The sequence below is a fragment of the Streptomyces sp. NPDC014656 genome (assembly GCF_043084305.1).
GTDB lineage: Bacteria > Actinomycetota > Actinomycetes > Streptomycetales > Streptomycetaceae > Streptomyces.
The window spans coordinates 49,660-75,456 of sequence record NZ_JBIBZN010000019.1 but is presented as its reverse complement, the minus strand read 5'-3'; the positions used below and the strand labels follow the sequence as shown (position 1 = coordinate 75,456).

At 73.4% G+C, this 25,797-nt stretch carries 26 protein-coding genes and 1 tRNA gene; 16 read left to right on the top strand and 11 right to left on the bottom strand.

The genetic code is table 11. The annotated features are described in order from the left end of the window. Positions 1–105 precede the first annotated feature (105 nt). Positions 106–786 carry a phosphate signaling complex protein PhoU gene (phoU, locus tag ACF1ED_RS32490; protein ID WP_391766626.1) on the bottom strand — a complete coding sequence of 227 codons (681 nt, stop codon included), beginning with the start codon at positions 784–786 and terminating at the stop codon, positions 106–108. Positions 787–1,060: 274 nt separating this feature from the next. Between phoU and ACF1ED_RS32485 the strand changes: the two genes are divergently transcribed. Both ACF1ED_RS32485 and ACF1ED_RS32480 read left to right on the top strand, forming a co-directional pair. Next, positions 1,061–2,290 carry a sensor histidine kinase gene (locus ACF1ED_RS32485; protein WP_391766624.1) on the top strand — a complete coding sequence of 410 codons (1,230 nt, stop codon included), beginning with the start codon at positions 1,061–1,063 and terminating at the stop codon, positions 2,288–2,290. Continuing rightward, positions 2,287–2,967 (top strand): response regulator transcription factor, encoded by a 681-nt coding sequence (locus ACF1ED_RS32480; protein ID WP_043226173.1) that lies wholly within the window; start codon positions 2,287–2,289, stop codon positions 2,965–2,967. Before ACF1ED_RS32485 ends, ACF1ED_RS32480 begins: the two co-directional genes overlap by 4 nt. 211 nt (positions 2,968–3,178) lie before the next feature. Here the strand turns inward: ACF1ED_RS32480 and ACF1ED_RS32475 are convergent, their stop codons facing one another. Beyond that, positions 3,179–3,817 (bottom strand): DUF461 domain-containing protein, encoded by a 639-nt coding sequence (locus ACF1ED_RS32475; protein WP_391766622.1) that lies wholly within the window; start codon positions 3,815–3,817, stop codon positions 3,179–3,181. A gap of 668 nt (positions 3,818–4,485) precedes the next feature. On the opposite strand from ACF1ED_RS32475, the gene ACF1ED_RS32470 reads away from it, so the two are divergent. The 6 genes from ACF1ED_RS32470 to ACF1ED_RS32445 all read left to right on the top strand — a co-directional run bounded on the left by ACF1ED_RS32470 (position 4,486) and on the right by ACF1ED_RS32445 (position 10,652). Further along, positions 4,486–4,968, top strand: coding sequence for a CarD family transcriptional regulator (locus ACF1ED_RS32470; protein WP_003953493.1), 483 nt, complete (start codon positions 4,486–4,488; stop codon positions 4,966–4,968). Positions 4,969–5,245: 277 nt separating this feature from the next. Beyond that, entirely contained in the window at positions 5,246–5,995 is a 750-nt protein-coding gene (gene ispD / locus ACF1ED_RS32465; protein ID WP_391766620.1) for a 2-C-methyl-D-erythritol 4-phosphate cytidylyltransferase, read from the top strand. Continuing rightward, a complete protein-coding gene (gene ispF / locus ACF1ED_RS32460) occupies positions 5,985–6,491 on the top strand; it encodes a 2-C-methyl-D-erythritol 2,4-cyclodiphosphate synthase (protein ID WP_391766618.1) in 507 nt (168 codons plus the stop codon). Before ispD ends, ispF begins: the two co-directional genes overlap by 11 nt. A gap of 74 nt (positions 6,492–6,565) precedes the next feature. Beyond that, positions 6,566–7,960 (top strand): cysteine--tRNA ligase, encoded by a 1,395-nt coding sequence (gene cysS, locus ACF1ED_RS32455; RefSeq protein ID WP_391766616.1) that lies wholly within the window; start codon positions 6,566–6,568, stop codon positions 7,958–7,960. 89 nt (positions 7,961–8,049) lie between these two features. Further along, positions 8,050–9,006 (top strand): 23S rRNA (guanosine(2251)-2'-O)-methyltransferase RlmB, encoded by a 957-nt coding sequence (gene rlmB / locus ACF1ED_RS32450; protein ID WP_391766614.1) that lies wholly within the window; start codon positions 8,050–8,052, stop codon positions 9,004–9,006. Between the two features lie 107 nt (positions 9,007–9,113). After that, positions 9,114–10,652, top strand: a complete 1,539-nt coding sequence (locus ACF1ED_RS32445; RefSeq protein WP_391766612.1) for a DoxX family membrane protein — start codon at positions 9,114–9,116, stop codon at positions 10,650–10,652. Positions 10,653–10,728: 76 nt separating this feature from the next. Here the strand turns inward: ACF1ED_RS32445 and ACF1ED_RS32440 are convergent, their stop codons facing one another. The 3 genes from ACF1ED_RS32440 to ACF1ED_RS32430 form a co-directional block, all read right to left on the bottom strand. Continuing rightward, on the bottom strand, positions 10,729–11,445 hold the full coding sequence (locus tag ACF1ED_RS32440; RefSeq protein ID WP_391766610.1) for an NDP-sugar synthase: 717 nt from the start codon (positions 11,443–11,445) through the stop codon (positions 10,729–10,731). 46 nt (positions 11,446–11,491) lie between these two features. After that, on the bottom strand, positions 11,492–11,908 hold the full coding sequence (locus ACF1ED_RS32435) for a hypothetical protein (RefSeq protein ID WP_391766608.1): 417 nt from the start codon (positions 11,906–11,908) through the stop codon (positions 11,492–11,494). A gap of 213 nt (positions 11,909–12,121) precedes the next feature. Further along, positions 12,122–13,219 (bottom strand): ABC transporter ATP-binding protein, encoded by a 1,098-nt coding sequence (locus ACF1ED_RS32430; RefSeq protein WP_391766606.1) that lies wholly within the window; start codon positions 13,217–13,219, stop codon positions 12,122–12,124. Positions 13,220–13,496: 277 nt separating this feature from the next. Between ACF1ED_RS32430 and ACF1ED_RS32425 the strand changes: the two genes are divergently transcribed. Continuing rightward, positions 13,497–13,570: transfer RNA gene (locus tag ACF1ED_RS32425), tRNA-Thr, on the top strand. Positions 13,571–13,676: 106 nt separating this feature from the next. After that, positions 13,677–15,428 carry an FG-GAP repeat domain-containing protein gene (locus ACF1ED_RS32420; RefSeq protein WP_391766604.1) on the top strand — a complete coding sequence of 584 codons (1,752 nt, stop codon included), beginning with the start codon at positions 13,677–13,679 and terminating at the stop codon, positions 15,426–15,428. Between the two features lie 64 nt (positions 15,429–15,492). Here ACF1ED_RS32420 and ACF1ED_RS32415 read toward each other — a convergent pair whose 3' ends face one another. Next, the gene (locus tag ACF1ED_RS32415; protein ID WP_391766602.1) at positions 15,493–16,917 is read right to left on the bottom strand and encodes an NAD(P)/FAD-dependent oxidoreductase; all 1,425 of its coding nucleotides are present in this window, start codon (positions 16,915–16,917) and stop codon (positions 15,493–15,495) included. A gap of 142 nt (positions 16,918–17,059) precedes the next feature. On the opposite strand from ACF1ED_RS32415, the gene ACF1ED_RS32410 reads away from it, so the two are divergent. Genes ACF1ED_RS32410 through ACF1ED_RS32395 form a run of 4 tightly spaced genes read left to right on the top strand, consistent with a single transcriptional unit; the run spans position 17,060 to position 19,230 of the window. Beyond that, positions 17,060–17,473 carry a thioredoxin domain-containing protein gene (locus tag ACF1ED_RS32410; RefSeq protein WP_391766600.1) on the top strand — a complete coding sequence of 138 codons (414 nt, stop codon included), beginning with the start codon at positions 17,060–17,062 and terminating at the stop codon, positions 17,471–17,473. A gap of 10 nt (positions 17,474–17,483) precedes the next feature. Then, positions 17,484–18,371: an aminoglycoside phosphotransferase family protein gene (locus ACF1ED_RS32405; RefSeq protein ID WP_391766598.1), complete on the top strand. Its 888-nt coding sequence runs from the start codon at positions 17,484–17,486 to the stop codon at positions 18,369–18,371. A 4-nt stretch (positions 18,372–18,375) separates the two neighbouring features. Then, positions 18,376–18,858: a GNAT family N-acetyltransferase gene (locus ACF1ED_RS32400; RefSeq protein WP_391766596.1), complete on the top strand. Its 483-nt coding sequence runs from the start codon at positions 18,376–18,378 to the stop codon at positions 18,856–18,858. Positions 18,859–18,867: 9 nt separating this feature from the next. Beyond that, positions 18,868–19,230, top strand: coding sequence for a hypothetical protein (locus tag ACF1ED_RS32395; protein WP_391766594.1), 363 nt, complete (start codon positions 18,868–18,870; stop codon positions 19,228–19,230). Positions 19,231–19,239: 9 nt separating this feature from the next. Here the strand turns inward: ACF1ED_RS32395 and ACF1ED_RS32390 are convergent, their stop codons facing one another. Beyond that, complete coding sequence (locus tag ACF1ED_RS32390) at positions 19,240–20,238, bottom strand: zinc-binding dehydrogenase (RefSeq protein WP_391766592.1); 999 nt, start codon at positions 20,236–20,238, stop codon at positions 19,240–19,242. Positions 20,239–20,354: 116 nt separating this feature from the next. Here ACF1ED_RS32390 and ACF1ED_RS32385 point away from each other — a divergent pair, with 116 nt between their 5' ends. Then, positions 20,355–21,011: a pentapeptide repeat-containing protein gene (locus ACF1ED_RS32385; protein ID WP_391766591.1), complete on the top strand. Its 657-nt coding sequence runs from the start codon at positions 20,355–20,357 to the stop codon at positions 21,009–21,011. 13 nt (positions 21,012–21,024) lie between these two features. Here ACF1ED_RS32385 and ACF1ED_RS32380 read toward each other — a convergent pair whose 3' ends face one another. From ACF1ED_RS32380 to ACF1ED_RS32365, 4 genes are read right to left on the bottom strand one after another with little or no spacing between them, the layout of a single operon-like run. Beyond that, positions 21,025–21,525, bottom strand: coding sequence for a hypothetical protein (locus ACF1ED_RS32380; protein ID WP_391766589.1), 501 nt, complete (start codon positions 21,523–21,525; stop codon positions 21,025–21,027). A gap of 31 nt (positions 21,526–21,556) precedes the next feature. Beyond that, positions 21,557–22,771, bottom strand: a complete 1,215-nt coding sequence (locus tag ACF1ED_RS32375; protein WP_391766766.1) for an FAD-dependent monooxygenase — start codon at positions 22,769–22,771, stop codon at positions 21,557–21,559. A 58-nt stretch (positions 22,772–22,829) separates the two neighbouring features. Next, entirely contained in the window at positions 22,830–23,450 is a 621-nt protein-coding gene (locus ACF1ED_RS32370; RefSeq protein ID WP_391766587.1) for a response regulator, read from the bottom strand. Further along, positions 23,447–24,586, bottom strand: coding sequence for a sensor histidine kinase (locus ACF1ED_RS32365; protein WP_391766764.1), 1,140 nt, complete (start codon positions 24,584–24,586; stop codon positions 23,447–23,449). The genes ACF1ED_RS32370 and ACF1ED_RS32365 overlap by 4 nt, the downstream gene beginning before the upstream one ends. 492 nt (positions 24,587–25,078) lie before the next feature. Here ACF1ED_RS32365 and ACF1ED_RS32360 point away from each other — a divergent pair, with 492 nt between their 5' ends. Continuing rightward, a complete protein-coding gene (locus ACF1ED_RS32360; RefSeq protein WP_391766585.1) occupies positions 25,079–25,624 on the top strand; it encodes a heme-binding protein in 546 nt (181 codons plus the stop codon). The last annotated feature ends 173 nt before the right edge of the window (positions 25,625–25,797 follow it).

Here is a 25,797-nt window from a genome sequence, read left to right as displayed (position 1 = left end):
ACGGGAGCCCCGCGCGCCAAAGCGCCCCCGTGCGCCCTGCGCGCCCCCTCGCGCCGGGGCGCCCCGCGACCGCGCCCCTCGGCGCCGGGCTGCCCCGTCCCGCGCCTACGCGCCCTCGACCGGGGCGTCCTGCGTCTGGAGCTCGTCCGCGTGCTCGCCCGTCACCAGGTAGACCACGCGCTTCGCCACCGACACCGCGTGGTCGGCGAACCGCTCGTAGTAGCGGCCCAGCAGCGTCACGTCGACGGCCGTCTCGATGCCGTGCTTCCACCGGTCGTCCATCAGGTGCTGGAAGAGCGCCCGGTGCAGCAGGTCCATCTCGTCGTCGTCCTGCTCCAGCTGCATCGCCAGGTCGACGTCCTTGGTGATGATCACCTCGGCGGCCTTGGCCATCAGGCGCTGCGCGAGCTGGCCCATCTGCAGGATGGTCGCGTGCAGGTCGTTGGGGACCGCGCGGTCGGGGAAGCGCAGCCGGGTCAGCTTGGCCACGTGCTGGGCGAGGTCGCCGGACCGCTCCAGGTCGGCGCTCATGCGCAGCGAGGTGACCACGATCCTCAGGTCCGTCGCCACCGGCTGCTGGCGCGCGAGCAGCGCGATCGCCCGCGCCTCCAGGTCGTGCTGGAGGTCGTCGACCTTCTGGTCCGCGGCGATCACGCTCTCCGCGAGCTTCAGGTCCGCGTCGAGCATCGCCGTGGTGGCGCGCCCGATCGCCGATCCGACCAGGCGGGCCATCTCGACCAGGCCCTCGCCGATCGAATCAAGTTCCTCGTGGTACGCGTCCCGCATGGATGTCCCTCTCTCCGGCAGTGCTCGTCTTCTTCACAGGGGATGGCCGCTCTCCGGCTCCCACGCTCCCACGTTCGGCCCCCTGTGCGTCCGGCTCCGTCCCCTCACGTGAACCGCCACCGGCCTCCAGGTGAACTCTGGGCGACGCGGGCCCCCGCTCCTCCCGGGACAAGTGAACCGCCCCCGTCCCCACGGTGAACTCTGAGCGACGAGTGTTCGAGCAGCCACTCGGACGGCTGGGAGAGTGTGCGTGACCACGCATAACCTGGATGGCATGGACGTGAACGCGGCGGTCGCCGCATTGGCAGCGATCGCCGGCGTGTGCACCGGCGTGATCGCCATGCTGGCGTTCCGCTGGAGCGAACGCGACCAGGCGCGACCCACCCGTACCTCCCTGCACACCGACGCCGTGCTGCCGCCCGGCGTCGACACCGTGCTCTCCGTGCTGCGCTCCTCCGCGGTCGTGCTCGACGAGAGCGACTCCGTGGTGAAGGCCAGCTCGGCGGCGTACGCCCTCGGGCTCGTCCGCGGCGGGAAGCTGGCCGTGGAGCCGATGCTCAACATGGCCCGCGACACCCGCAGGGACGGGGAGATACGACAGGTCGAGCTGGACCTGCCCCGGCGCGGCGGCGGACGCGGCGAGGCCCTCGCCGTCTCCGCGCGCGTGGCCCCGCTGGGCTCCCGGCTCGTGCTGCTCCTGGTCGAGGACCTGACGGAGGCGCGCCGCATCGAAGCCGTACGGCGCGACTTCGTCGCGAACGTGAGCCACGAGCTGAAGACGCCGGTCGGGGCGCTCTCCCTGCTCTCCGAGGCCGTCATGGACGCCTCGGACGACCCCGAGGCCGTCGTGCGCTTCGCGGGCCGGATGCAGATCGAGGCGACCCGGCTGACCAACCTGGTCCAGGAGCTCATCGACCTCTCGCGGGTGCAGAACGACGACCCGCTGGAGGACTCCGAGCCGGTGTCCGTGGACGAGCTGGTCGCCGAGGCGATCGACCGCTCGCGGCACCCGGCCTCCACCAAGCAGATCACCATGGCCTCCGGAGGCGCCGCCGACCTGTTCGTCTGGGGCAGCCGTGGCCAGCTCGCCGCGGCCCTCGGCAACCTGGTCGAGAACGCCGTCAACTACTCGCCGGCCCGGACCCGCGTGGGCATCGCCGCCCGCCGCGTCGCCGCCCCCGGCGGGGACCTCATCGAGATAGCCGTGACCGACCAGGGCCTCGGCATCCCGGAGAAGGACCGCGAGCGGATCTTCGAGCGCTTCTACCGCGTCGACCCGGCACGCTCGCGTGCCACCGGCGGCACGGGGCTCGGGCTCGCGATCGTCAAGCACGTGGCCGCCTCGCACGGCGGAGAGGTCACGGTGTGGAGCACCGAGGGTCAGGGCTCCACCTTCACCCTGCGGCTGCCCGAGGCGGGCTCCGCACGGGACCGCAGGACCCCCGCCTCCCTCACCCCCGATCTCATGACCGAACCGCTTCCCGCACCGGAGGTCCTTCCGTGACCCGAGTCCTTGTCGTCGAGGATGAGGAATCCTTCAGCGACGCCCTGTCGTACATGCTCCGCAAGGAGGGGTTCGAGGTCGCCGTGGCGGCGACCGGCCCCGACGGCCTCGACGAGTTCGAGCGCAACGGAGCGGATCTCGTCCTCCTCGACCTGATGCTGCCGGGCCTGCCCGGCACGGAGGTCTGCCGGCAGCTGCGCGGTCGCTCCAACGTCCCGGTCATCATGGTGACCGCGAAGGACAGCGAGATCGACAAGGTCGTCGGGCTGGAGATAGGAGCCGACGACTACGTCACGAAGCCCTTCTCCTCCCGCGAGCTGGTCGCCCGCATCCGCGCGGTGCTGCGCCGGCGCGGCGAGCCGGAGGAGGTCACCCCGGCGGCCCTGGAGGCCGGCCCGGTCCGCATGGACGTCGACCGGCACGTGGTGACCGTGGGCGGCGGCAAGATCGACCTCCCCCTGAAGGAGTTCGACCTCCTGGAGATGCTGCTGCGCAACGCGGGCCGCGTCCTCACCCGCATGCAGCTCATCGACCGCGTCTGGGGCGCCGACTACGTGGGCGACACCAAGACCCTCGACGTCCACGTCAAGCGCCTGCGCGCCAAGATCGAACCCGACCCGGGCGCCCCGCGCTACCTGGTCACGGTCCGCGGCCTGGGTTACAAGTTCGAGCCGTAGAGCGCCCCGCCCGCCCCCGAGGCCGGACGGAGTCCGGCACAGCGCCCCGAAGCCCGGGAGGCCCCCAGGGGCCGGCCGGTGCGGGGGGCGCGCGGGGAGGGGTGCGAGCCGTAGAGAGTGCCCGTACGCCGGAAGGGCGCCCCCTGGTGGGGGCGCCCTTCCGGCGTCGTGCGCTCGGCCGGCCTCAGTGGCTCGGCCGGCTCGCGGTGGCTCAGTGACCGGCCGTCGGGCCGGCCTCGCCGCCCTCGGCGCCGTGCTCGCCGGTGCCCGCCGTGCCGTGCTCGCCGGCCCCGGCCGTGGCGTCGGCGGTGGGGCTGGCGGACGGCGGGAGCGGGACCTCGGACGGGCCGAAGTCCTTGAAGTAGCTCGTGGAGGGGACCACGAAGGCGCTCAGGGCGACGTCGCCGGTCTCGCTCAGCTTGAAGACGACCTTCTGCGCGTCGCCGTTCTCGGCAGCCTCGTGGCCGTTCTCGATGGTGGCGGTGGCGTTGCCCTCGCCGCCGATGACGACGGAGCCGCCGGCGGGGACGACCACGGGGCCGGAGCCCTTCGCGGACTTCAGGACGACCGCCGCGTTGCTGCCGGGCAGGCTGATCGACTCCAGCGTCTGCGGGGCGCGGCCGTTGTTGAAGACGGTGGCCGAGACGACGGCCGGGCCCTTGGCGCCGGGCGTGGGCTGGGTGATGACGAGCGCGTTCTGGATCTTGACGTCGTCCACCGTGACGGCGGCGTTGTCCGGCCGGACCCCGAGCGTCTGGGCGTCGTTGCCCGCACCGCAGGCGGACAGCGCGGCGATCGAGAACACGATGGCGGTGGCGGCGAGAGCGCCGCGTCGAAGGCTGCGGCTCACGGCGGCGGCAACTCCTAGGACGTACGGACGGGAGAGGGACTAAGGACCAGCTAAAGGTGCGTCAGCGCGTTCAGGTTACCGAGCCTGACTCTCCGTCCCGCACCCGACCCGCCCCTTAGCGTCCGCCGCCCCGTCGGACGCCCCGCCGGACGCCGTACCGGGAGCGGCACCGGACCCCGTGCCGGCCCCCGTGTCGGGGGACCTGTGGGAGACGCCCGCGCGCGGTTCCGCGCGTGGCCGGAACACACCCCATTGACCCGGCGTTCACATAACCGACGTGATCAATTCCGGCGGCCGCGTCGCATTCCGCATCCCTTCCCTTACGGAAAAGCACGGACGGGTCGTCCGCTGATCAATTCCGGATTCTTGACGTGATCACTCCGTACGGGTGGTCGATCCTCGAACGGAGTACGTGAAGAGGGCCACTACGGGCCGGACGAAACGGTACATAGCGCCCGCTCCGGTAGGTCCCGGATGTGTGTGACGTGCGCGTTTCTCTCCGTCGACGTAGCCGCTCCGACCTGCGAATACCGCCTTCCGGAAGCCCTCCGCAGCACGCGGGCGACACACTTGTCAAGCCCCGAGATATGCCCTGACCTGCGGAAACGCCATTCAGAAGAAGCAGTTTCCGTGTTACCCTGGATAGCCACGGAAGGGGTACCTGTCACATGACGTTCAAGGTTGGCGACACCGTGGTCTATCCCCATCACGGGGCCGCGCTGATCGAGGCCATCGAAACTCGCCAGATCAAAGGCGTGGACAAGACCTACTTGGTGCTCAAGGTCGCGCAGGGCGACCTGACGGTTCGCGTGCCGGCGGACAACGCGGAGTTCGTAGGCGTGCGCGACGTTGTCGGGCAGGACGGGCTGGACCGGGTCTTCGAGGTGCTGCGCGCGCCGTACGCCGAGGAGCCGACGAACTGGTCCCGCCGCTACAAGGCGAACCTCGAGAAGCTCGCCTCCGGCGATGTCATCAAGGTCGCCGAAGTAGTCCGCGACCTGTGGCGCCGGGAGCGCGAGCGCGGTCTCTCCGCAGGTGAGAAGCGCATGCTCGCCAAGGCTCGGCAGATCCTGGTGAGCGAGCTGGCGCTCGCCGAGAACACCAACGAGGACAAGGCCGAGGCCCTCCTCGACGAGGTGCTCGCGTCCTGACGCATGGCACCGGCCATGCCAGCAGCAATGCCGCGGTGCCCGTCGACGCGCTGTGAATCCCGGACTCCGGTCCTGGATCCCGCAGTGCCGTCGCCGGGCACCGCGGCATGTCCGTCTTCTTTTCGCTTCCCTCCCCATGAGCCGTGCGACGTGCGGTGGCTCGCATGGCGACGCCTCGACCGTCGTCACGGAAAGGGCCCGGTCGAGGCGTCGCATCAAAGCCTGCTCACGCCATACCCACGCCGCCCGCGGAAACAAACCTGCCGGAGTGCAACCGATGTCAGACGAAGCGCGTCCTAGCCGTACCGCCGTGGTGATCCCGGCCGCCGGGCGGGGCGTACGCCTCGGTCCGGGCGCCCCCAAAGCGCTGCGCGCGCTGAGCGGCACCCCCATGCTCGTCCACGCCGTCCGCGCGATGGCCGCCTCCCGCGCGGTCCAGCTCGTCGTCGTGGTCGCCCCCGCCGACGGCGTCGCCGAGGTCAAGCGGCTCCTCGGCGACCACGCCCTCCCCGAGCGCACGGACTACCTCGTCGTCGCCGGCGGCGACACCCGCCAGGAGTCCGTCCGCCTCGGCCTCCAGGCGGTCCCCGAGGACGTCACCACCGTCCTCGTCCACGACGCCGCCCGCCCCCTCGTGCCCGTCGACACCGTCGACGCCGTCATCGAGGCGGTCCGCGACGGCGCCGTCGCCGTCGTCCCCGCGCTGCCCGTCGCCGACACCGTCAAGGAGGTCGAGCCGGCCGGGAGGCCCGGCGACCCCGAGCAGGTCGTCGCCACCCCGGTCCGCGCCCGCCTCCGCGCCGTCCAGACCCCGCAGGGCTTCGACCGCGCCACCCTCGTCGACGCCCACGCCACCATCGCCCTCGCCGGCGAGGGCGCCACCGACGACGCCGGCATGGTCGAGAAGCTCGGCGCCCCCGTCGTCGTCGTCCCCGGCCACGAAGAGGCCTTCAAGGTGACCCGCCCCCTCGACCTCGTCCTCGCCGAGGCCGTACTCGCCCGCAGGAGGGCCAACGATGGCTTCTGACCCGCAGCCCGCCCCCCTCGTCCCGCTCGTCGGCATCGGCACCGACGTCCACGCCTTCGAGGAGGGCCGCGAGCTCTGGTGCGCCGGCCTCCTCTGGGAGGACGAGCAGTACGGCCTCGCCGGCCACTCCGACGGCGACGTCGCCGCCCACGCCGCCTGCGACGCGCTCTTCTCCGCCGCCGGCATCGGCGACCTCGGCGCCCACTTCGGCACCTCCCGCCCCGAGTGGTCCGGCGCCTCCGGCGTCACCCTCCTCGCCGAGGCCGCCCGGATCGTGCGCGCCGAGGGGTACGAGATCGGCAACATCGCCGTCCAGGTCGTCGGCGTCCGCCCCAAGATCGGCAAGCGGCGCGACGAGGCCCAGAAGGCGCTGAGCGAGGCGGCCGGCGCCCGCGTCTCCGTCTCCGGCACCACCACCGACGGGCTCGGCCTGACCGGGCGCGCCGAGGGCCTCGCCGCCCTCGCGACCGCCCTGGTCTACCCGGTGGCGCGCTGACCCCCGCGGAAAACGCGCCCCGCGACCGGGAATCGGTCGCGGGGCACCACCGCACGCCCACTACCCTGGACCCCGTGACTATTCGCCTGTACGACACCAGCGCCCGGCAGATCCGTGACTTCACCCCGCTCACGCCGGGCCGCGTCTCGATCTACCTCTGTGGCGCCACCGTCCAGGCGGCCCCGCACATCGGGCACATCCGGTCGGGGCTGAACTTCGACATCATGCGCCGCTGGTTCGCCTACCGCGGCTACGACGTCACCTTCGTCCGCAACGTCACCGACATCGACGACAAGATCATCGCCAAGGGCAGGGACCAGAACCGCCCCTGGTGGTCGATCGGCTACGAGAACGAGCGCGCGTTCAACGCCGGCTACGACGCCCTGGGCTGCCTGCCGCCCACGTACGAGCCCCGCGCCACCGGCCACGTGCCCGAGATGATCGAGATGATGCGCGGTCTGATCGAGCGCGGTCACGCCTACGAGGCCGACGGCAGCGTCTACTTCGACGTCCGCTCCTTCCCCGGCTACCTGGAGCTCTCCAACCAGGACCTGGACGACCTCCGCCAGCCCGACGAGGGCGTCTCCGGCAAGCGCGACCCCCGCGACTTCGCCATGTGGAAGGCGACCAAGCCGGGCGAGCCCGACTGGGAGACCCCGTGGGGCCGCGGCCGTCCCGGCTGGCACCTGGAGTGCTCGGCGATGGCCCACAAGTACCTCGGCTCCGCCTTCGACGTCCACGGCGGCGGCCTCGACCTGGTCTTCCCGCACCACGAGAACGAGATCGCCCAGGCCAAGGCCTTCGGCGACGAGTTCGCCCGGTACTGGGTGCACAACGCCTGGGTCACCATGAGCGGCGAGAAGATGTCGAAGTCGCTCGGCAACTCGGTCCTCGTGAGCGAGATGGTGAAGAACTGGCGCCCCATCGTCCTGCGCTACTACCTGGGCACCCCGCACTACCGCTCGATGATCGAGTACAGCGAGGAGTCCCTGCGCGAGGCCGAGGCCGCCTTCGGCCGCATCGAGGGCTTCGTCCAGCGCGCCACCGAGAAGGCCGGCCGGACCGTCCCGCCCGCCGCCGAGGTGCTGCCGGCCTTCGCCGAGGCCATGGACGACGACCTGGGCGTCCCGCACGCGCTGGCGATCATCCACACCACCGTCCGCCAGGGCAACAGCGCGCTGGGCGCCGACGACAAGGACGAGGCCATCGCCCGCCTCGCCGAGGTCCGCGCCATGCTCGGCGTCCTCGGCCTGGACCCGCTGGACCCCCAGTGGGCCGACGGGTCCGGCGGCGAGGAGCTCCACGGCGTCGTCGACACCCTGGTCCGGCTCGTGCTCCAGCAGCGCGAGGCCGCCCGCGAGCGCAAGGACTGGGGCACGGCGGACGCGATCCGCGACCAGCTCACCCGGTCCGGCCTGTCGATCGAGGACAGCCCCGACGGCCCCCGCTGGACCATCGCCGACAAGTAGAACGCCCCGATGATGTGCCGCCCGGAGCCCCGGGCGGCACACTTCACTTACAGACTTCCGCACGTACGCCAGAGGAACAGGTAGCAGTCATGGCCGGGAACAGCCAGCGCAGGGGACGTCGCACGTCCAACAAGAAGGGCGCGACGATCGGCAGCGGTGGCAAGCGACGCCGCGCCCTGGAGGGCAAGGGTCCGACGCCGAAGGCCGAGGACCGCAAGGGCCACAAGGCGTTCCGCGTCTCCAACGCGATGGCCAGGAACGCGGCCAAGCGCAAGCCCGTCGCCCGCCGCGGCGGCAAGGGCCAGTCCGAGATGGTGGTCGGCCGCAACCCGGTCTTCGAGGCGCTGCGCGACGGCGTGCCCGCCACCACCCTCTACGTCCAGCAGTTCATCGACAACGACGAGCGCGTGCGCGAGGCCCTCAACCTCGCCACCGGCCGCGGCAACATCAACATCATGGAGGCGCCGCGCCCCGAGCTGGACCGGATGACCAACGGCCTGAACCACCAGGGCCTCGTCCTCCAGGTCCCGCCGTACGAGTACGCGCACCCCGAGGACCTCGCCGCGGCGGCCTACGACGAGCACGAGGACCCGCTGATCGTGGCCCTCGACGGCGTCACCGACCCGCGCAACCTCGGCGCCGTCGTCCGCTCCGTCTCCGCCTTCGGCGGCCACGGCGTCGTCGTCCCCGAGCGCCGCGCCGCCGGCATGACCGCCGGTGCCTGGAAGACCTCGGCCGGCACCGCCGCCCGCACCCCGGTGGCCCGCGCCACCAACCTGACCCGCTGTCTGCAGGAGTACCAGAAGGCCGGTCTCACGGTCGTCGGCCTCTCCGCCGACGGCGACACCGAGGTCCACGAGCTGGAGGCCCTCGAAGGCCCCGTGGTCATCGTGGTCGGCTCCGAGGGCAAGGGCCTGTCCCGCCTGGTCGGCGAGAACTGCGACTTCCTCGTCCGGATCCCGATGCCCGGTGGCGCCGAGTCCCTCAACGCCGGTGTCGCCGCCGGCGTCGTGCTGTACGAGGCGGCCCGCCGCCGCATGGCCTGACCGTCCGCCTGACCCGAACGGGTGAGGCACCCCGGCCGTGATCTTGACGGGTCTCGGACATTCCGAGCCCGTCAAGGCAGTGTCCTAACCCCGTGTCACTCGGTTAGATGAGTGTGGACACCAGAACGCCCCGGCCGGGGTTCGACGATCAGCCGGCGCTGAGCATGGTCAAGGTGGATTCCGATCCCGCCCAGGTGATCGTGAACCACGCCAGCTTCCGGGTGCGGCTCGCGCCGGCCCCGCAGCCGAAGTTCGCCGCGAACCCCCGCGTGGCCGCCCACGCGGGGGCGCCGCGCCGCCGCCCCGTCGTGTGGACCGGGAAGGCCACGCCGGGAGCGACCGGGCTCCTCCAGGCCGTGCGCGAGTCCTCGGCCGCCGCGGTCTCCACGCTGGAGCCGACCACCCAGACCATCCCGCGCATCGACGACACGATGCCCACCCCCGTCGTGCCCGCCGAGGCCGCCGCCCCGCTCCTGCCGCCGATGCGGCGGGCCGAGGGCGCCTACGACGACGTGTACGAGATGCGGCCGGAGACGGCGGCGTACGACGAGGACCGGACGGCGCCCCAGCGGCAGGGCTCCGACCCGGTCCGGCACGCCTACTACCCCGGGCGGCGGATGAACCTGGGCGTGGTGCTGCTCCCGCTCCGCGTCTTCCTCGGCCTCATCTCCGTCTACGCCGGCATGGGCAAGCTCTGCGACCCCGTCTACTTCGACGGCGGCGAGCGCGGCTCCATGGTCAAGTGGCTCACCCAGCTGCACCCGTGGCCGCTCGCCGAGCCGCTGCGGGACTTCGCGCTCCAGCACCCGGTCGGCGCCGGACTGACCGTCGCCTTCCTCCAGGTCGTCGTCGGCGTCCTCACCGTCCTCGGCCTCTGGCAGCGGGTCGCCGCCGTCGTCGGCGCCCTGCTGTCCGCCGCGCTCATCCTCACCGTGAGCTGGCGGACCGTCCCCGTCTACGACGCGCCCGACATCATCTACCTGGCCGCCTGGTCGCCGCTGATCATCGCCGGCGCCCCCGTCTACTCCCTCGACGCGCGCATCGCCGGCGAGGCCTGGCGGACCCTCGGGCCGCGCGCCGAGCTGTGGGAGCTGCGCCGCCGGGTGGTGCGCCGCTCGACCCTCTTCGCCTCCGTGCTCGTCGGCCTCACCCTGCTGATCGGCTCGGTCCTCGGCGGCGCCGTCCGCTCCACCGAGATGGTCACCGTCCCGGGCCCGAACGACGACCCGATCAACCACCTGCCGGGCCAGCCGCTCCCCACCGAGCCCGCGAAGCGCCGCGCCCCCTCCCAGTCGCCGCGCGGCGAGCGCCCCGAGCCGTCCGCGTCGACGAGCACCGAGGCGCGCGAGGAGCGGGAGGAGACCCAGGAGGCGGCCCGCCCGACCGAGACCGGCAGCGGCAGCTCCTCCCCGACGCAGGAGCGGCAGCCGACCGCGCCGCGCACCACCGGGGGCGCCACCAGCGGCAGTTCCTCCCCGACCCAGTCCAAGCCGGCCCCGCCGCCGTCCACCAGCGACACCCCGAGCACCTCCGGCGGGACGACCGACGACGGCTCCACCGGTTCGACCGCCGAGCAGCCGCCGACCGAGGAGGCCACGACCGGCGGCGAGGCCCCGAAGAACCCGATCGGCGGCCTGCTGGGCTGAGCCCGGAGCCGTACCGCGTACGAGAGAGGCGGCACCGTCCCGTGAGGGCGGTGCCGCCTCTTCGCGTGCGCGCCGGTCAGTGGCCCTGCGCGGCGAGCTCCTTCGCGGCCTCCGTCAGGTCCTTGGCGGTGTCGATGGCCCTCCAGTACGCCCCCTGGGGCAGCGGGAAGCCGGCCAGGCGCTTCTCGCGGGCGAGCCGGGGGAAGGTGGTCCGCTCGTGGTCCCCGAGGTCGGGCAGGAGCTCCGTGAAGGCGGGCGAGAAGACGTACACGCCGGCGTTGATGAGGAACGGCGACGGGGGCGCCTCGACGAAGTCGGTGATGTGCCCGAAGGTGTCGGTCTCGACGGCGCCCCACGGGATGCGGGGGCGGGCCAGGGCGAGGGTGGCGGTGGCGTCCCGCTCGTCGTGGAAGGCGGCCATCTCGCGCAGCGAGAAGCGGGTCCAGATGTCGCCGTTGGTGGCGTACCAGGGCCGGTCCGGCTCGGGCAGGTGCGCGGCGGCGTACTTGAGGCCGCCGCCGCGGCCCAGCGGCTCGGTCTCGACGACCGTGGTCACCTTGAGGGGGAGGTCGGCCTCCTCCAGCCACTCCTGGAGGACCTCGGCGAGGTGGCCGCAGGAGACGACGGCGTCGGTCACGCCCTCGGCGGCCAGCCAGGAAAGCTGATGGCCGATGATCGGGGTCCCGGTGCCCGGGATCTCGACCATCGGCTTGGGGCGGTCGTCGGTGTAGGGGCGCAGCCGCGAGCCCTGGCCGCCCGCCAGGACCACGGCCTGCGTCGGAGTGGTGTGCATACGGGGAACGATAGGTGCCCCGCGGGCGCGGGCGCGGTGACCGGGCTCAGCTCGTCGCGCGCATCACGCCGGTCGCGTACGCGGTGTCGCAGACCGGGCGGGAGAAGGCCTGGGCGCGGGCGGGGCCGTAGTGCTCGACGGCGGCGCGGCCCAGCGCGCGGGCGATCGACACGCAGTGCTCGGCGAGCGAGGGGCGGTTCTCCACCTCGCGCTGGAGGTGGGTGAGGGCGACCCCCGGGTCCTTCTCCTGGAGTTCGGCGAGGAGCCGGTCGCGCAGGACGTCCTGCGGGGCGCGCGACTTGGCGCGGGTGGAGACGTCCGCGGAGGACGCGGTCAGCATCTGGCCGTCGGAGTCCTGGCCGGCCCACGGCACGGCGGACACCGCGAGCGTTCCCGACAGGACCAGGACGACGGGCAGGACGAGGGCGAGGGAGCGGCCGATACGGCGGGCAGTGTGCGTCACGCAGGCGAGCGTAGCGGCCGGTAGTGATATGGCGACATTTAGTCACTCTCGCGAGGGATGGTTCGACGCGGCTTTTCGAATCCTGTGTTGACGCCGGGCTCCGGGGAGGGCCCCGAATGCCGGGGTTTTCCGGGGTAAGCCCGTTTAAACGAACGACCCCGCGTCCGGAAGGGACACGGGGCCGTTCACCACGGGCCTTTTCCGGCCCGGGACTCACTCGCTGATGCGCTGCTCCGTGGACTTGGAGAAGACGTGCAGCTCGCCGGCGCGCGGGACGACGTGGAGCGTGGAGCCCTTGGCGGGGATCTCACGGCCGCCGACGCGGACGACGACGTCCTTGTCCTCGCCGCCGACGCGGGTCGAGCCGTAGACGAAGCCGTCGGAGCCGAGCTCCTCGACGACGTTGACGGTGACGGCGACGCCGTCCTTGCTCGTCGGGCCCGAGACGTCGAAGTGCTCCGGGCGGACGCCGACGACGACGGTGGTGTCGCCGTTGGCCGCGGCGGTGGCGAGCGCGTCACGGGAGACCGGGACGACGCTGTTGCCGAACTTCACGCCGCCCTCGGTGATCGGGACCTCGATCAGGTTCATCGCGGGGGAGCCGATGAAGCCGGCGACGAAGAGGTTGGCGGGCTTGTCGTACATGTTGCGCGGGGTGTCGACCTGCTGGAGCAGACCGTCCTTCAGCACGGCGACGCGGTCGCCCATGGTGAGGGCCTCGGTCTGGTCGTGGGTGACGTAGACCGTGGTGATGCCGAGGCGGCGCTGGAGGCCGGCGATCTGCGTACGGGTCGAGACGCGGAGCTTGGCGTCGAGGTTCGACAGCGGCTCGTCCATGAGGAAGACCTGCGGCTCGCGGACGATGGCGCGGCCCATGGCGACGCGCTGGCGCTGACCGCCGGAGAGCGCCTTCGGCTTGCGGTCGAGGTACTCGGTGAGGTCGAGGATCTTCGCGGCCTCCTCGACCTTGGCGCGGATCTCGGCCTTGTTGACGCCGGCGATCTTGAGCGCGAAGCCCATGTTGTCGGCGACGCTCATGTGCGGGTAGAGCGCGTAGTTCTGGAACACCATGGCGATGTCCCGGTCCTTCGGCGGCAGGTGGGTGACGTCGCGGTCGCCGATGCGGATGGCACCCGCGTTGACGTCCTCCAGGCCGGCCAGCATGCGCAGCGAGGTCGACTTGCCGCAGCCCGAGGGACCGACGAGGACGAGGAACTCGCCGTCCGCGATCTCGATGTCGAGCTGGTTGACGGAGGGCTTGGTGGCACCCGGGTAGATGCGGGTCGCCTTGTCGAAAGTGACGGAAGCCATGGTGATGTGTCCCTTCACCGGCAGGAACGTGCCGGACGATCCGAGTAAAGGAAGGATTGAGGTCTAGTCCACCAGGGTGAACTCCGCTCGACGCTACCCCGACGCCGTCCGGTCTGTCAGTAGTCACAGACGAAGAGATTTCCGATGACCGGTCAGACGGCCGGGCGGAGGGACCGGCAGGGGGCCCGCGGCGGCCCGGAACGGATCCGGAGTTCCTCGTGGGGTGCGGGGGCCGCTGTGTAGAGTGGGCCACGCGCGCGTGGCCACGTGCGCGCCCGCCGCCTTAGCTCAGTTGGCTAGAGCGCTTGACTTGTAATCTTGAGGTCGTCGGTTCGATTCCGACAGGCGGCTCCGTACGACGAAGGCCCCGGCCCCCCCGTGAGGGGGCCGGGGCCTTCGCGGTACCGTGCGGCGCGCGCACCAGGGGGGTGCCGCGACGCACAGGGGGCTGAATCGCTTGCGAAGAATCGTTGCGCTCGGAGGGGCCGTCGTCATGCTGGCGGCGGGAGCGGTGGGCGGGGCCTCGGCGGCCTCCGCGGCCACGCAGGAACTGATCGACTTCACGGTCCAGAACCGGGTGCTCCAGCCCGGGGTGGGCTGGGCCGAGCTGGGGCCGACCAGCTTCTCGTACGGCGGTGACGAGGACGGCTCCGACTCGTTCGACGGGACGCTCGTCTACGCCCTGAGCAAGGCGCCGCTGACCGACGCGGCCTGGACGAAGGGCGGCCTGCCGACGGGCCTCAGCCTCGACGAGGAGGGGAGCACCTGCTCGCCCGGCTCCGCGACCGGGATCTACCTCTGCCCGATCACGGACGAGAACGGCTGGACGGCGCTGGACGTGGCCGCCGCCGCGTCCACCGCCCACGGCACCACGCTCCACTACGGCGTGGTCTACGTCCCGCGCGGCGCTGACGCGGCGACGATGGCGAAGGCCGTGAAGGAGGCCCAGACGGCGGGCTCGCTGGCGGAGACCGGCTGGCGGGCCGCCCGCACGGTCACGGTGAAGTCCCTGGCGCACGTCTCCCAGAACACCGTGAAGTTCTCCACGCCGCAGCTGCCCGCGGGCGGCACGGCCACCCACACGGTCACGGTCCACGCCGTCGACAAGGGCAAGCTGGAGATCGGCTTCGAGCCCGGCACGGGGATGCGGGACTGGGAGATGGGCGAGGTGCCGGTGTACGTCACCGGCACCGGCACGAGCTCCTCCGCGGCCCAGTGCGACCACTACACCGACTCCGTCTCCGAAGGCGCCGGCCTGAGCTGCGACGTCGACCCCGGCGGCGCCGGCCCGGTCGACGTCACCGTCTCCTACACGATGAAGGCCGCGTCCACGACCGCCGCCTGGCGGATCAACACCTACGCGACCTATGACGTCTACGACTGGGGCCTCGGCAACCCGGAGGCGTCCAGCGAGTTCGCGGTGCAGAGCTCCCGCCCGGTTCCGGCGCGGTTCGCGATGGTCTCCCGCGACAAGTCGGGTGCCCTGCGCTGGCACTACGGCACCGGCAAGGCGGCGTCGCCGTTCCGGGACTACGCCGAGAGCGTGGGCTCCGGCTGGCAGATCTACAACACGGTCACCAAGCTCGCGCCGCTCACCGTGCAGGCCGGCGGCGGCGGGCTCGTCGCCCGGGACGCCTCCGGCGTGCTCTGGCACTACCGGACCACCGGCCGCTGGTACGAGCCCTTCGCGGCCCGCACCAAGGTCGGCGGCGGCTGGCAGATCTACGACTCGATCACCGGCGTCGGCGACGTCTCCGGCGACGGAAAGGCCGATCTGATCGCCCGGGACAAGACCGGCGTGCTCTGGCTGTACCAGGGCAACGGCACCGGCGGGTTCGCCGTACGCGTCAAGGTCGGCGGCGGCTGGCAGACGTACAACCAGATCACCGGCTCCGGTGACCTGGACGGCGACCGCAAGGCCGATCTGATCGCCCGGGACAAGACCGGCGTCCTGTGGGCCTACAAGGGCACCGGCAAGGCGTCGGGGCCGCTCGGGGCCCGGGTCAAGGTCGGCGGCGGCTGGCAGGCGTACCCGATGGTGACGGCGCCGGGCGACCTGAACGACGACGGCAGGGCGGACCTGGTCGCCCGGGACGGGGCCGGGAAGGTCTACCTGTACCGGGGCACCGGCAAGCTGGCCGTGCCGTACTCGGCCCGGAGCGCGATCGGGGTGGCGGACCTGCCGTCCTCGGTGAACCTGCTGTTCTGAGCCGTACGCGAGGAAGGCCCCGCGCCCGTGAGGGTGCGGGGCCCTTTTCGTGCCGTGGGGTGCGTCAGCGGCCCGCGACGCGGTTCGCCCAGACGGCGACGCGGTCCGTCGTGGCCGTGTGGGTGGTGGCCTCGCGGTGGTCGGCGCCCCGGAAGGCGGCGTACATGGCCTGGACGCCGAGCCAGCGGAAGGGCTCCGGCTCCCACTTGCGGACCTTGTGGTTCACCCAGGGGAGGGTGGTGAGGTCGGTGGGGCCCGACTGTCCGGAGTCCTGCTGGATGAGGTCGCGCAGGGTGCGGGCGGCGAGGTTGGTGGTGGCGACGCCGGAGCCGACGTAGCCGCCGGCCCAGCCGATGCCGGTGGAGCGGTCGAGGGTGGCGGTGGCGCACCAGTCGCGGGGGACGCCGAGGACGCCGGACCAGGCGTGGTCGACGCGGACGCCCGCGAGCTGCGGGAAGAAGCGGATGAGGATCTCGCGGAGGGCCTCGACGGTCTGCGGCTGGGTACGGCCGTCGTTGTCGGTCTTCGAGCCGTAGCGGTAGGGGACGCCCCGGCCGCCGAGGGCGATGCGGCCGTCGGCGGTGCGCTGGGCGTACATGTAGGCGTGGGCCATGTCGCCGAGGGTTTCGAGGCCGTTCCAGCCGATGGCCTCCCACTGGGCGTCGGTGAGCGGCTCGGTGGCGATCATGGAGGAGTTCATGGGGAGCCAGGTGCGGCGCTGGCCGGCCAGGGAGGCGGTGAAGCCCTCGGTGCAGCGGAGCACGTAGGGGGCGCGGACCGTGCCGTACGGGGTGCGGGCGTGCTTCGGCTCGATGGCGGTGACGGGGGTCGACTCGTGGATCGTGACCCCCAGGGCCTCCACCGCCGCGCGCAGGCCGTGGAGCAGCTTCACCGGGTGGAGGCGGGCGCCGTGCGGGGTCCAGGAGGAGCCGACGGCGCCGGCGACGCGGATGCGTTCGGCGGTCTCGCGGGCGCCGTGGATCTCGCGGTCGGTCTCGCCGAAGGCGTGCTCGACGGCGTGGAACTCCTTGAGGCGGGCCAGCTGGGCGGGGGAGAGGGCGACCTCCAGGACGCCGCCGCGGTGCTGGTCGGCCTCGATCTTCTCGGCGTCGAGGACGTCGAGGACCTCGGTGACGGTGGCGTTCATGGCCTGCTGGAGGCGGACGGCGGCGTCGTGGCCGTGGAGCTTGGCGTAGCGGTCGCGGCCGGCGATGCCGTTGTAGAGCCAGCCGCCGTTGCGGCCGGAGGCGCCGTAGCCGCAGAAGCGGGCCTCCAGGACGACGATGTCGAGGAAGGGCACCGCCTTCTTCAGGTAGTAGGCCGTCCACAGGCCGGTGTAGCCGCCGCCGACGATACAGACGTCGGCGGTCCGGTCGCCGGGGAGCGGTTCGCGGGGTTCGGGCAGGCCCTCCTGGGCGAACCAGAACGAGATGCCGCCGTTGACCGTGCCCGTGCCGCCCGTGCCCGTGCTGCCCGTACTGCTGTTCATGCCTGTCCCTCTTCCCGGTGCGTGGCGGGAGGGTACCGGGGGCGTCGGTCCTCTGGATACGGGTCTTTCGGCGGCGGGCGGGGGCCGGGGGCGCGGCTGGGTCCGGGAGTGCGGATTTCGTCGCTCCGGAAGGATCCCCCCCATGTCTGTGCGCAGGACCCGGCGCGCCCTCGCCGCCGAGGTCGCCGCGGGCCTCACCGGCCTTGCCGCCGTGGGGTGTTCGCCGGACGCGGGCGCGGACGCCGGCCCGGCCGGGAAGGCCGCGGCGGCGCCGGCCGCGCCCGCGGGGACGCTGGGCGTGCTGCCGTCGGCGGTGGAGGGCACGAAGATCGTCGTCGGTGACGCGGACGCCCCGCACGCGGTGACCGTGTACGCGGACCCCCGCTGCCCCCGCTGCGCGACGTTCGGGGCGAGCGGCGGCACGGTGCCGGCCGAGCGGGCCGCGGAGGGCGAGCCGGGGATCGAGTACGGCGTCGCCTCCTTCCCCGACGCCCGCACCGGGCTGTACGACGCGGGCGCGTTCGGGAGGCTGCTGGACGGCGCGCTGGGGTCGTAGGCTCGGCCGGGTGATCGACGTACCCGAGGAACTCGCCGCCTCCCAGGCGAAGTACAACGGCGAGGCGGGGCGGGCGTTCGTCGCCGCGCTGCCCGGACTGGCCGGGGACTTCCTCGGCCGGTGGGGGCTGCGGCTCGCCGGGCCCCCGATGCACGGGGCGGTGTCGCTGGTGCTGCCCGTGGAGCGGACGGACGGCACGCCGGCGGCGCTCAAGCTCCAGCTCCTCGACGAGGAGACCGAGGGGGAGGCCGCCGCGCTGCGCGCGTGGGACGGCGACGGGGCCGTCCGGCTCCTGGAACACGACCCGGAGACCGGCACGATGCTGCTCGAACGGGCCGACCCCGCACGGCACCTGTCCCGCCTCGGCGACGCGCGCGAGGCGGTGCGGATCCTGGCGGGGCTGCTGGCCCGGCTGTCCGCGCGCCCGGCCCCGCCCGGCCTGCGGCGGCTCGACGCGATCGCCGCCCGGATGCTCGCGCGGACCCCCGCCGCGACGGCCCGGCTCGGCCCCGCGGACGCGGCGCTGCTGGCGGACTGCGCCGCCGCCGTACGGGAGGTGGCGGGCGAGCCGGGCGACCGGCTGCTCCACTGGGACCTGCACTACGACAACGTGCTGGGCGCGGAGCGCGAGCCCTGGCTCGTCATCGACCCGAAGCCGCTCGCCGGGGATCCCGGCTTCGAGCTGCTGCCCGCGCTCACCAACCTCTGGGACCCGGACCCGGCCGGGATCCGCCGGCGCTTCGACCTGCTCACCGGGCGGCTCGGGCTCGACCGGGAGCGGGCCCTGGCCTGGACGCTGGGGCGGGTGCTCCAGAACGGGCTGTGGGAGGTCGAGGCCGGCGCGCCCGCGCTCGACGCCCGCCGGGTGGTCATCGCCCGGGCGCTGCTGGCACGCTGACCCCATGATCCGTACCGCCACCCCGGCCGACGTGCCCGTCATCCACGCCCTGATCCGCGACCTCGCGGAGTACGAGAAGGCCCTCGACGAGGTCCGGGCCACCCCCGCGCAGCTCCACGAGGCGCTGTTCGGCGAGCGGCCCGCCGCCTACGCCCACATCGCCGAGGACGGGGACGGCGAGCCGGTCGGCTTCGCGCTCTGGTTCCTCAACTTCTCGACCTGGCGCGGGGTCCACGGCATCTACCTGGAGGACCTGTACGTCCGTCCGGAGGCGCGCGGCGGCGGCCACGGCAAGGCCCTCCTGGCCGAGCTGGCCCGGATCTGCGTCGAGCGCGGCTACGAGCGCCTGGAGTGGTCGGTCCTGAACTGGAACAGGCCGTCGATCGACTTCTACGAGTCGCTGGGCGCCCGCCCGCAGGACGGGTGGACGGTCTACCGGCTGACGGACGGGGCCCTGGCGGCGCTCGGCGCCCCGGCGACGGTGTAGGAAGTCCCCATGTGCAACGACCACAGCAACCACGGCGACGACATGGGCGTCGAGGCCCGTTTCCGGCGGATCACCGCCTTCATCGAGGACCGCCTGACCCCGCTCTTCGACCCTTCGAACGGCAGCGACCACGGCTTCGGGATGGACGACACCTCCCGTGCCCTGCGGGCGCTGCGCTACACCGTGCAGGCCGCCTCGCAGGTCACCGGTCTGGTGGAGAAGCGGGAGACGGCGCCGGAGCTGCGCCAGGTGGTGGACCAGGCGCTGGAGCACAACTGGGACGCGCTGCGCTCCATCGCCCGGATGTGGGAGGACCACGAGGACTTCCGCAAGGAGTTCAAGGCGCACTCCTGGGACGTGCTCGGCGTCTGAGCCGGTCCCCTACGGGACGAGTACCACCTTGCCCATCGTGCCCCGGTTCTCCAGGGCGCGGTGGGCCTCCGCCGCTTCGGCGAGGGGGAAGCGGTGGACGGCGGGCCGCAGGGTGCCGTCGGAGGCGGCGGCGAGGGCGGCGAGTTCGAGGTTCCGGATGTCGCCGCCGGCCTTCTGGATCATGGCGGGGCCGAGGACGGAGGTGGAGGTGATGCCCCGTTCGGCGAGTTCCGCCTCGGTGAAGGAGAGGGCCGCGCCGTCGTGGAGTCCGGTGCTGGACCAGCCGAAGACGAGGTGCTGTCCGCCCTTGCCGAGGAGATCGACGGCGGCGCGTCCGGTGGCCCCGCCGACGGAGTCGAAGACGACGGTGGCGGTGCGGTCGCCGAGGAAGGCGCGGACCTCGGCGGGCCAGTCGGGGCGGGTGTAGTCGACGGCGAGGTCGGCGCCGTTCTCGCGGACGCGGGCGGTCTTGGCGGGGCCGCCGGCGAGGCCGACGACGGTGGCGCCGGCGTTCTTCGCGTACTGGACGAGGAGGGTGCCGATGCCTCCGGCGGCGGCGGGCACGACCGCGACCGACTCCGGGCCGAGCGCGGTGAACCGGAGGATGCCGAGGGTGGTGCGGCCGGTGCCGATCATGGCGACGGCCTCGGCCTCGCCGAGGTGGTCGGGGAGGGCGTGGAGCCGGGCGGCGTCGGTGACGGCGAGGGAGGCGTAGCCGCCGGGGTTCATGCCGAGGTGGGCGACGACCCGCCGGCCGAGCCAGGAGGGGTCGGTGCCCTCGCCGAGGGCGTCGACGGTGCCGGCGACCTCGCGGCCGGGGATCGTGGGGAGCGCGGCGGGGGCGGGGAAGGGGCCGGGCAGGCCCTCCCGGAGGGCGGTGTCGAGGAGGTGGACGCCGGCCGCGGCGACCGCGATCCGGACCTGGCCGGGGCCGGGCACGGGGTCGGGAACCTCCTCGTGGGTGAGGTTCTCGGCGGGCCCGAAGGCGTGGAGGCGGACGGCGTGCATGGCGGTTCCCCTGTCGTCGTGTGGTCGGCCGGGCGCGGGCGCTGGTCCCAGGCTCGTACCTCGACCTTGCTTGAGGTCAAGGGCGGGGTGTCAGTGGCGTGGGTCACGATGGGGGCATGAAGCGAAAGACCAAGGCGCCCCGCCGGGTGGAACTGCGGCTGCCGCCCCTGGAGCCGTACGAGGGCGGGCTCGCGCCCGACGGGGACTACGACGGCCTGGAGCTGGCCGGACTCGACCTGACGGGCGCCTCGGGGGAGGGCGCCCGCTTCCTGGACTGCGCCGTGCGGGAGTGCGCGCTGGACGAGGCGCGGCTGACCGGCGCCCGGTTCCTGGACTCGCGGCTGGAGGCGGTGCGCGGCGTGGGCACCGACCTGTCCCAGGCTCGGCTGCGGGACGCGGAGGTCGTGGAGGCGCGCCTCGGGGGGACGCGGCTGCACGGCTCGGTGTGGGAGCGGGTGCTGGTCCGGGGCGGCAAGTGGGACTACCCGAACCTGCGGTCGGCGACCCTGCGGGACGTGACCTTCGAGGGGTGCGTCCTGGTGGAGCCGGACTTCGGCGGGGCGAGGCTGGAGCGGGTCGCGTTCGTGGACTGCCAGCTGATCGGGGTGGACTTCTCCGGGGCGAAGCTGGCCGACGCGGACCTGCGGGGGGTGCGCCGGCTGGAGATCGCGCGCGGTGTGGAGTCCCTGGCGGGCGCGGTGATCTCCTCGGCGCAGCTGCTCGACCTGGCGCCGGTCCTCGCGGCGCGGCTCGGGGTGCGGGTGGAGGACTGAGCGCCCCCCGGGACTACTTGACGCGGGGGAAGCGGGCCTGGAGGTCCCAGACGGCCGGGTTGTCGGCCAGGCCCTCGTGCATGTCGGTGAGGTCGGCGATCAGGTCGTGGAGGAAGTCGCGGGCCTCGCGGCGCAGTTCGGCGTGCGAGAAGGTGAGCGGGGCCTCGTCGCCGGGCATCCAGTCGGACTCGACGTCGACCCAGCCGAAGCGGCGCTCGAAGAGCATCCGGTCCGAGGACTCGGTGAAGTCCAGCTCGGCGTACTGGGGGCGGGAGGCGCGGCTGCCCCGGGGGTCCCGGTCGAGCTGCTCGACGATGTCGCAGAGCGCCCAGGCGAAGTCGAGGACGGGCACCCACCCCCAGGCCGTGGACACCTCGCGGTCCTGCTCGGTGTCCGCGAGGTAGACGTCGCCGCAGAAGAGGTCGTGGCGCAGCGAGTGGACGTCCGCCCGCCGGTAGTCGGTCTGCGGGGGGTCGGGGAAGCGCCGGGAGAGGGAGTAGCCGATGTCGAGCACCCACCGATGGTGTCACGCCCCCGGCCCGGCGTCAGACGCGGTGGGTGGCCCGGGCCAGCCTCGGGCCGAGCCAGCGCTTGAGGCGGCGCAGCGGCTCCAGGCTGCCGGCTGCGCGGTCGAGGCGGTAGTAGAGCTGCGGGGGCACGTACGGCAGCAGCGGGGAGTGGCGCTGGCCGAGGAGCGCGAACATCCGGTCCGGCTCCAGGCCCATGTAGCGGGGCAGGTTCTCGTACCACTGGGCGCTCAGGCGGGCCGCGCTCTGCGCGGAGACGAGCGCGGCGCGGCGGCGCCGGCCGTAGGCGGCGAGGGCGGCGTCGAGGGCGGCGGGGTCGCCGGGGCCGTCGCGCAGGGCCTCGGCCAGCGCGAGGGCGTCCTCCAGGGCCAGGGTGGTGCCCGCGCCGATCGAGTAGTGCGTGGTGTGGGCGGCGTCGCCGAGGAGGACGGTCCGGCCGCGGTGCCAGACCTTGGTGGTGAGGGTGCGGAAGCGCAGCCACTGGGCGGGCTCGGCGCCCCGGTCGCGGCCGATCAGCCCGTGGCCGTCGAGGAGGTCGTGGAAGAGCTTCTCCAGGAGCGCCAGGCAGTCGCCCTCGGGCATGGTGTCCAGGCCGAGGCCGGTCCAGGTGCCGGGCGCGCACTCGACCACGCAGGTGGAGCGCTCGCCGCTGAAACCGTAGGCGTAGCACCAGATCCAGCCGTGGTCGGTCTCCTTGAAGGCGAAGCTGAAGGAGTCGAAGACCTTGGTGGTGCCCAGCCAGATGTAGGGGTTGCGGCCGGTGGCGAAGGCGGTGCCGTAGTGCTCGGCGTGCGCCTCGCGCAGGACGCTGTGGACGCCGTCGGCGGCCACGACCAGGTCCGCGTCGGCCAGTTCGGGGGCGTCCGGGCCGTCGATCGGGTGCTCGTACGCGACCTCGACGCCGAGTTCGGCGGCCCGGTCGGCGAGCAGGCCGAGCATCCGGCGGCGGCCGATGCCGAAGCCGGCGTCGCCGCGGTGCACGGTCCGCTCGTCGCGGACGATCGCCAGGCCGTCGGTCCAGGTCACCGAGGCGTCGGCGACGGCGGCGGCGGACCCGGGGTCGCCGGCCCGCAGCTTGTCGAGGAGCCCGGCCCAGTAGGTGACGCCCCAGCCGTAGGTGGAGCCGGCCGCGTTCCGCTCGTACACGGCGATCTCGTGGGAGGGGTCCTGCCGCTTGAGCAGGATCGAGAGGTAGAGGCCGGCGGGCCCGCCACCGACGACGGCGATCTTCACGTGCGCTCCCACGGAGACATGACGCTGTGCGCTGGAACAGTGGCGCACAGTAGCAGCCTCAGGGGAGCAGACGCCGCTCCTTCGCGACCGCCACGGCGCCGGCCCGCGTGTCGACGCCGAGCTTGGCGTAGATCCGGCCGAGGTGGGTCTTGACGGTGGCCTCGCTGATGAAGAGCGCCCGGGCGATCTCCTTGTTGCCCAGGCCGTGCGCCAGCTGGCCGAGGATGTCCCGCTCCCGGTCGGTGAGGGACGGGCCCGCGGCGCCGCGCATCCGGTCCATGACCCGGCTGGCGACCGGCGGGGAGAGCGCCGTGCGGCCCTGGGCGGCCGAGTGGATCGCGGCGAACAGCTCCTCCGGCCGCTCGGCCTTCAGGAGGTAGCCGGTCGCGCCCGCCTCGATGGCGCGGGTGATGTCGGCGTCGGTGTCGTAGGTGGTGAGGACGAGGACGTGGACGCCGGTCGGCGCGATCCGGCGGGTCGCCTCCACGCCGTCGATGCCGGCGCCGAGCTGGAGGTCCATCAGGACCACGTCCGGCTTCAGCTTCGCGGCCATCGCGACGGCCTCCTCGCCGCTGCCGGCCTCCCCGACGACCTCGATGTCGGGGGTGCTGCCCAGCAGGGCGAGCAGTCCGGCGCGGACCACGGCGTGGTCGTCGCAGAGCAGGATGCGTACGGTCACGGGCCGGCCTCCGTCGGGGGTGCGAGCGGTGTGAGCGGGATGGCGGCGGAGAGCACGGTGCCCTCGCCGGGGGACGACTCCACGGTAAGCGTGCCGCCCAGCTGCCGGGCCCGCACCCGCATCGCGGGCAGGCCGTGGCCCCGTACGCCCTCGTCGGCGCGGGACGCGGACGGGTCGAAACCGCTGCCGTCGTCGGCGACGTCCAGGACCACCTGGTCGTCGAGGTAGGTGAGGGTGATCGCGGCGGAGGTGGCGGCGGCGTGCTCCCGGATGTTGGCGAGCGCGCCCTGCGCGATCCGCAGCAGCGCCGACTGCGCCCGGTCCGGCAGCGGCACCGGCGTGCCGTCCACCCGGAAGGCCGCCGACTCGCGCCCGGCGAGCCCGCGCAGCGCCTGCTCCAGGCCGCCGCCCCCGGCGAGGTCCGCGGGGGCCAGGTCGTGCACGAAGCGGCGGGCCTCGGCGAGGTTCCGCTCGGCGATCGACTCGGCGGTCCGCACGTGCCGGCGGGCCGCCCCCGGGTCGCTCTCCCAGGTCAGGTCGGCGGCCTGGAGCAGCATCTGCTGGCTGGACAGGCCCTGCGCGAGGGTGTCGTGGATCTCCATGGAGAGCCGCTGCCGCTCGGCGAGGGTGCCCTCGCGCCGCTCGATCGCGGCCAGTTCGCGGCGGGTGCGGATCAGGTCGTCGATGAGGGCGCGCTGCCGGGCGGCCTGCCGGTCGGCGTGGACGAAGACGCCGGTGGCGATGGCGGCGACGGCCGGCGGGGCCACGATCAGGTTGGGGTCCCAGCCGCCGTGCGAGAGCTGCACCTGCGCGAAGACGACGAATGCGGTGAGGAGGGCGACGAGGACGATCGCGGCCTTCGGCGGCAGGGTCCGCAGCCCGGTGTAGAAGAGCGGGACCGCGCACCAGGCGAAGCTGGGGGCGAGGACGACGAGCAGCACCCAGACGGCGACGACCGTGCACAGCCAGGCGATCCGGCGCGGGGTGGCGCGGGTGCCGAGGACCGGCCCGAGCAGGTAGAGGGCGGCGAGCGCACCGGAGAGCGCGATGATCCAGGGGCTGCGGTCCTCCCACTCGTGGCGCAGCAGGAACCGCGCCAGGGAGGCGCCGAGCAGCAGGAAGAACGCCACGTGCATGACGCGCGCGAGCCAGCCGGCGTCCGGGTCGTGCCCCGGCGGGGCGCCGGGGAGCCGCCCCCGCGGCGCGGAAGCGCGCGGGTCGTGCGGGGCCTGGGGGTCGTGTGGGGCCTGGGGGTCGTGCGGGGCGTGCGGGGCCTGGGGGATGTGCCGCGCGTGCCGGCCGGTCCGGTCCACCGTCTCGCCTCCTTCGCGGGCTGTGCGCCCGGTGCCGCGCGGCCGCTCGCCCGCGCCGACCTGGGTGTGCGCACCCGGGCCGCGCGGCCGCTCGCCCACGCTGACCTGGGTGTACGTATCCATGCTGACCCGCGGGGGCCACGCGGGCATCAGCCGATCGGCTGACCCCGGCATCGTCCGGTGCGCGCCCCGAGGGCAGCCGGAACGCCGACCGTACGGGGCAGGGGGCGGACCCAGGATGGAGGCGGAGCGAAGGAACGGCCCTCCTCCACCCGGACCGGTCAGGTCCGCCCACGACCTCCTCGGGAGCCCACCATGAAGAAGAAGCAGCTCGTCCTCGGCACCACCGTCGCCGCCGTCCTCGCCGCCGGCACCTTCGGCGCCGTCTCGGCGAACGCCTCCGCCCCGGCCGCCGCTCCCGCCGCCGTCGCCAAGGCCGACGCGGGCGACGACAACCTGCGCCAGACCACCCACCTCACCATCGAGGCCGCCACCGACGCCGCCGAGGCCGTCCTCGACGCCGCCGAGAAGGAGAACCAGCGCGTCTCCGTCGCGGTCGTCGACCGCAACGGCAACACGATCGTCACCCTCCGCGGCGACGGCGCGGGCCCGCAGTCCTACGAGTCCGCCGTGAAGAAGGCGTACACCGCCGTCTCCTGGAACGCCCCGACCTCCGAGCTGGTCAAGCGCCTGGAGCAGGCCCCGAACCTGAAGGACATCCCGGGCACCCTCTTCCTCGGCGGCGGCGCCCCGGTCACCGCCGCCGGCGGCCCGATCGCCGGCATCGGCGTCGCGGGCGCCCCCTCCGGCGACCTCGACGAGAAGTTCGCCCGCGCCGGCGTCGCCGAGCTGGCGAAGTAAGCACCCCCGCGGCACCCGCTCCGCGGCGACGCCCCCGCTCCGGAGTGACGCCCGCTCCGCGGCGACGCCCCCGCCGCGCGGAGCCGGTCACCCGCGGCGGACACCCCGAGAGCCGGTGAGGGCGCCCGACTCCCCCCGACGGGCGCCCTCGCCGTCACCTTCTGTCCGACTTG

Coding starts and splice junctions, on each gene's coding strand:
- phoU (WP_391766626.1), bottom strand. CDS start 786: ATGCGGGACGCGTACCACGAGGAACTTGATTCGATCGGCGAGGGCCTG.
- ACF1ED_RS32485 (WP_391766624.1), top strand. CDS start 1,061: ATGGACGTGAACGCGGCGGTCGCCGCATTGGCAGCGATCGCCGGCGTG.
- ACF1ED_RS32470 (WP_003953493.1), top strand. CDS start 4,486: ATGACGTTCAAGGTTGGCGACACCGTGGTCTATCCCCATCACGGGGCC.
- ispD (WP_391766620.1), top strand. CDS start 5,246: ATGTCAGACGAAGCGCGTCCTAGCCGTACCGCCGTGGTGATCCCGGCC.
- ispF (WP_391766618.1), top strand. CDS start 5,985: ATGGCTTCTGACCCGCAGCCCGCCCCCCTCGTCCCGCTCGTCGGCATC.
- rlmB (WP_391766614.1), top strand. CDS start 8,050: ATGGCCGGGAACAGCCAGCGCAGGGGACGTCGCACGTCCAACAAGAAG.
- ACF1ED_RS32445 (WP_391766612.1), top strand. CDS start 9,114: ATGAGTGTGGACACCAGAACGCCCCGGCCGGGGTTCGACGATCAGCCG.
- ACF1ED_RS32440 (WP_391766610.1), bottom strand. CDS start 11,445: ATGCACACCACTCCGACGCAGGCCGTGGTCCTGGCGGGCGGCCAGGGC.
- ACF1ED_RS32430 (WP_391766606.1), bottom strand. CDS start 13,219: ATGGCTTCCGTCACTTTCGACAAGGCGACCCGCATCTACCCGGGTGCC.
- ACF1ED_RS32415 (WP_391766602.1), bottom strand. CDS start 16,917: ATGAACAGCAGTACGGGCAGCACGGGCACGGGCGGCACGGGCACGGTC.
- ACF1ED_RS32410 (WP_391766600.1), top strand. CDS start 17,060: ATGTCTGTGCGCAGGACCCGGCGCGCCCTCGCCGCCGAGGTCGCCGCG.
- ACF1ED_RS32400 (WP_391766596.1), top strand. CDS start 18,376: ATGATCCGTACCGCCACCCCGGCCGACGTGCCCGTCATCCACGCCCTG.
- ACF1ED_RS32395 (WP_391766594.1), top strand. CDS start 18,868: ATGTGCAACGACCACAGCAACCACGGCGACGACATGGGCGTCGAGGCC.
- ACF1ED_RS32390 (WP_391766592.1), bottom strand. CDS start 20,238: ATGCACGCCGTCCGCCTCCACGCCTTCGGGCCCGCCGAGAACCTCACC.
- ACF1ED_RS32385 (WP_391766591.1), top strand. CDS start 20,355: ATGAAGCGAAAGACCAAGGCGCCCCGCCGGGTGGAACTGCGGCTGCCG.
- ACF1ED_RS32365 (WP_391766764.1), bottom strand. CDS start 24,586: ATGCACGTGGCGTTCTTCCTGCTGCTCGGCGCCTCCCTGGCGCGGTTC.
- ACF1ED_RS32360 (WP_391766585.1), top strand. CDS start 25,079: ATGAAGAAGAAGCAGCTCGTCCTCGGCACCACCGTCGCCGCCGTCCTC.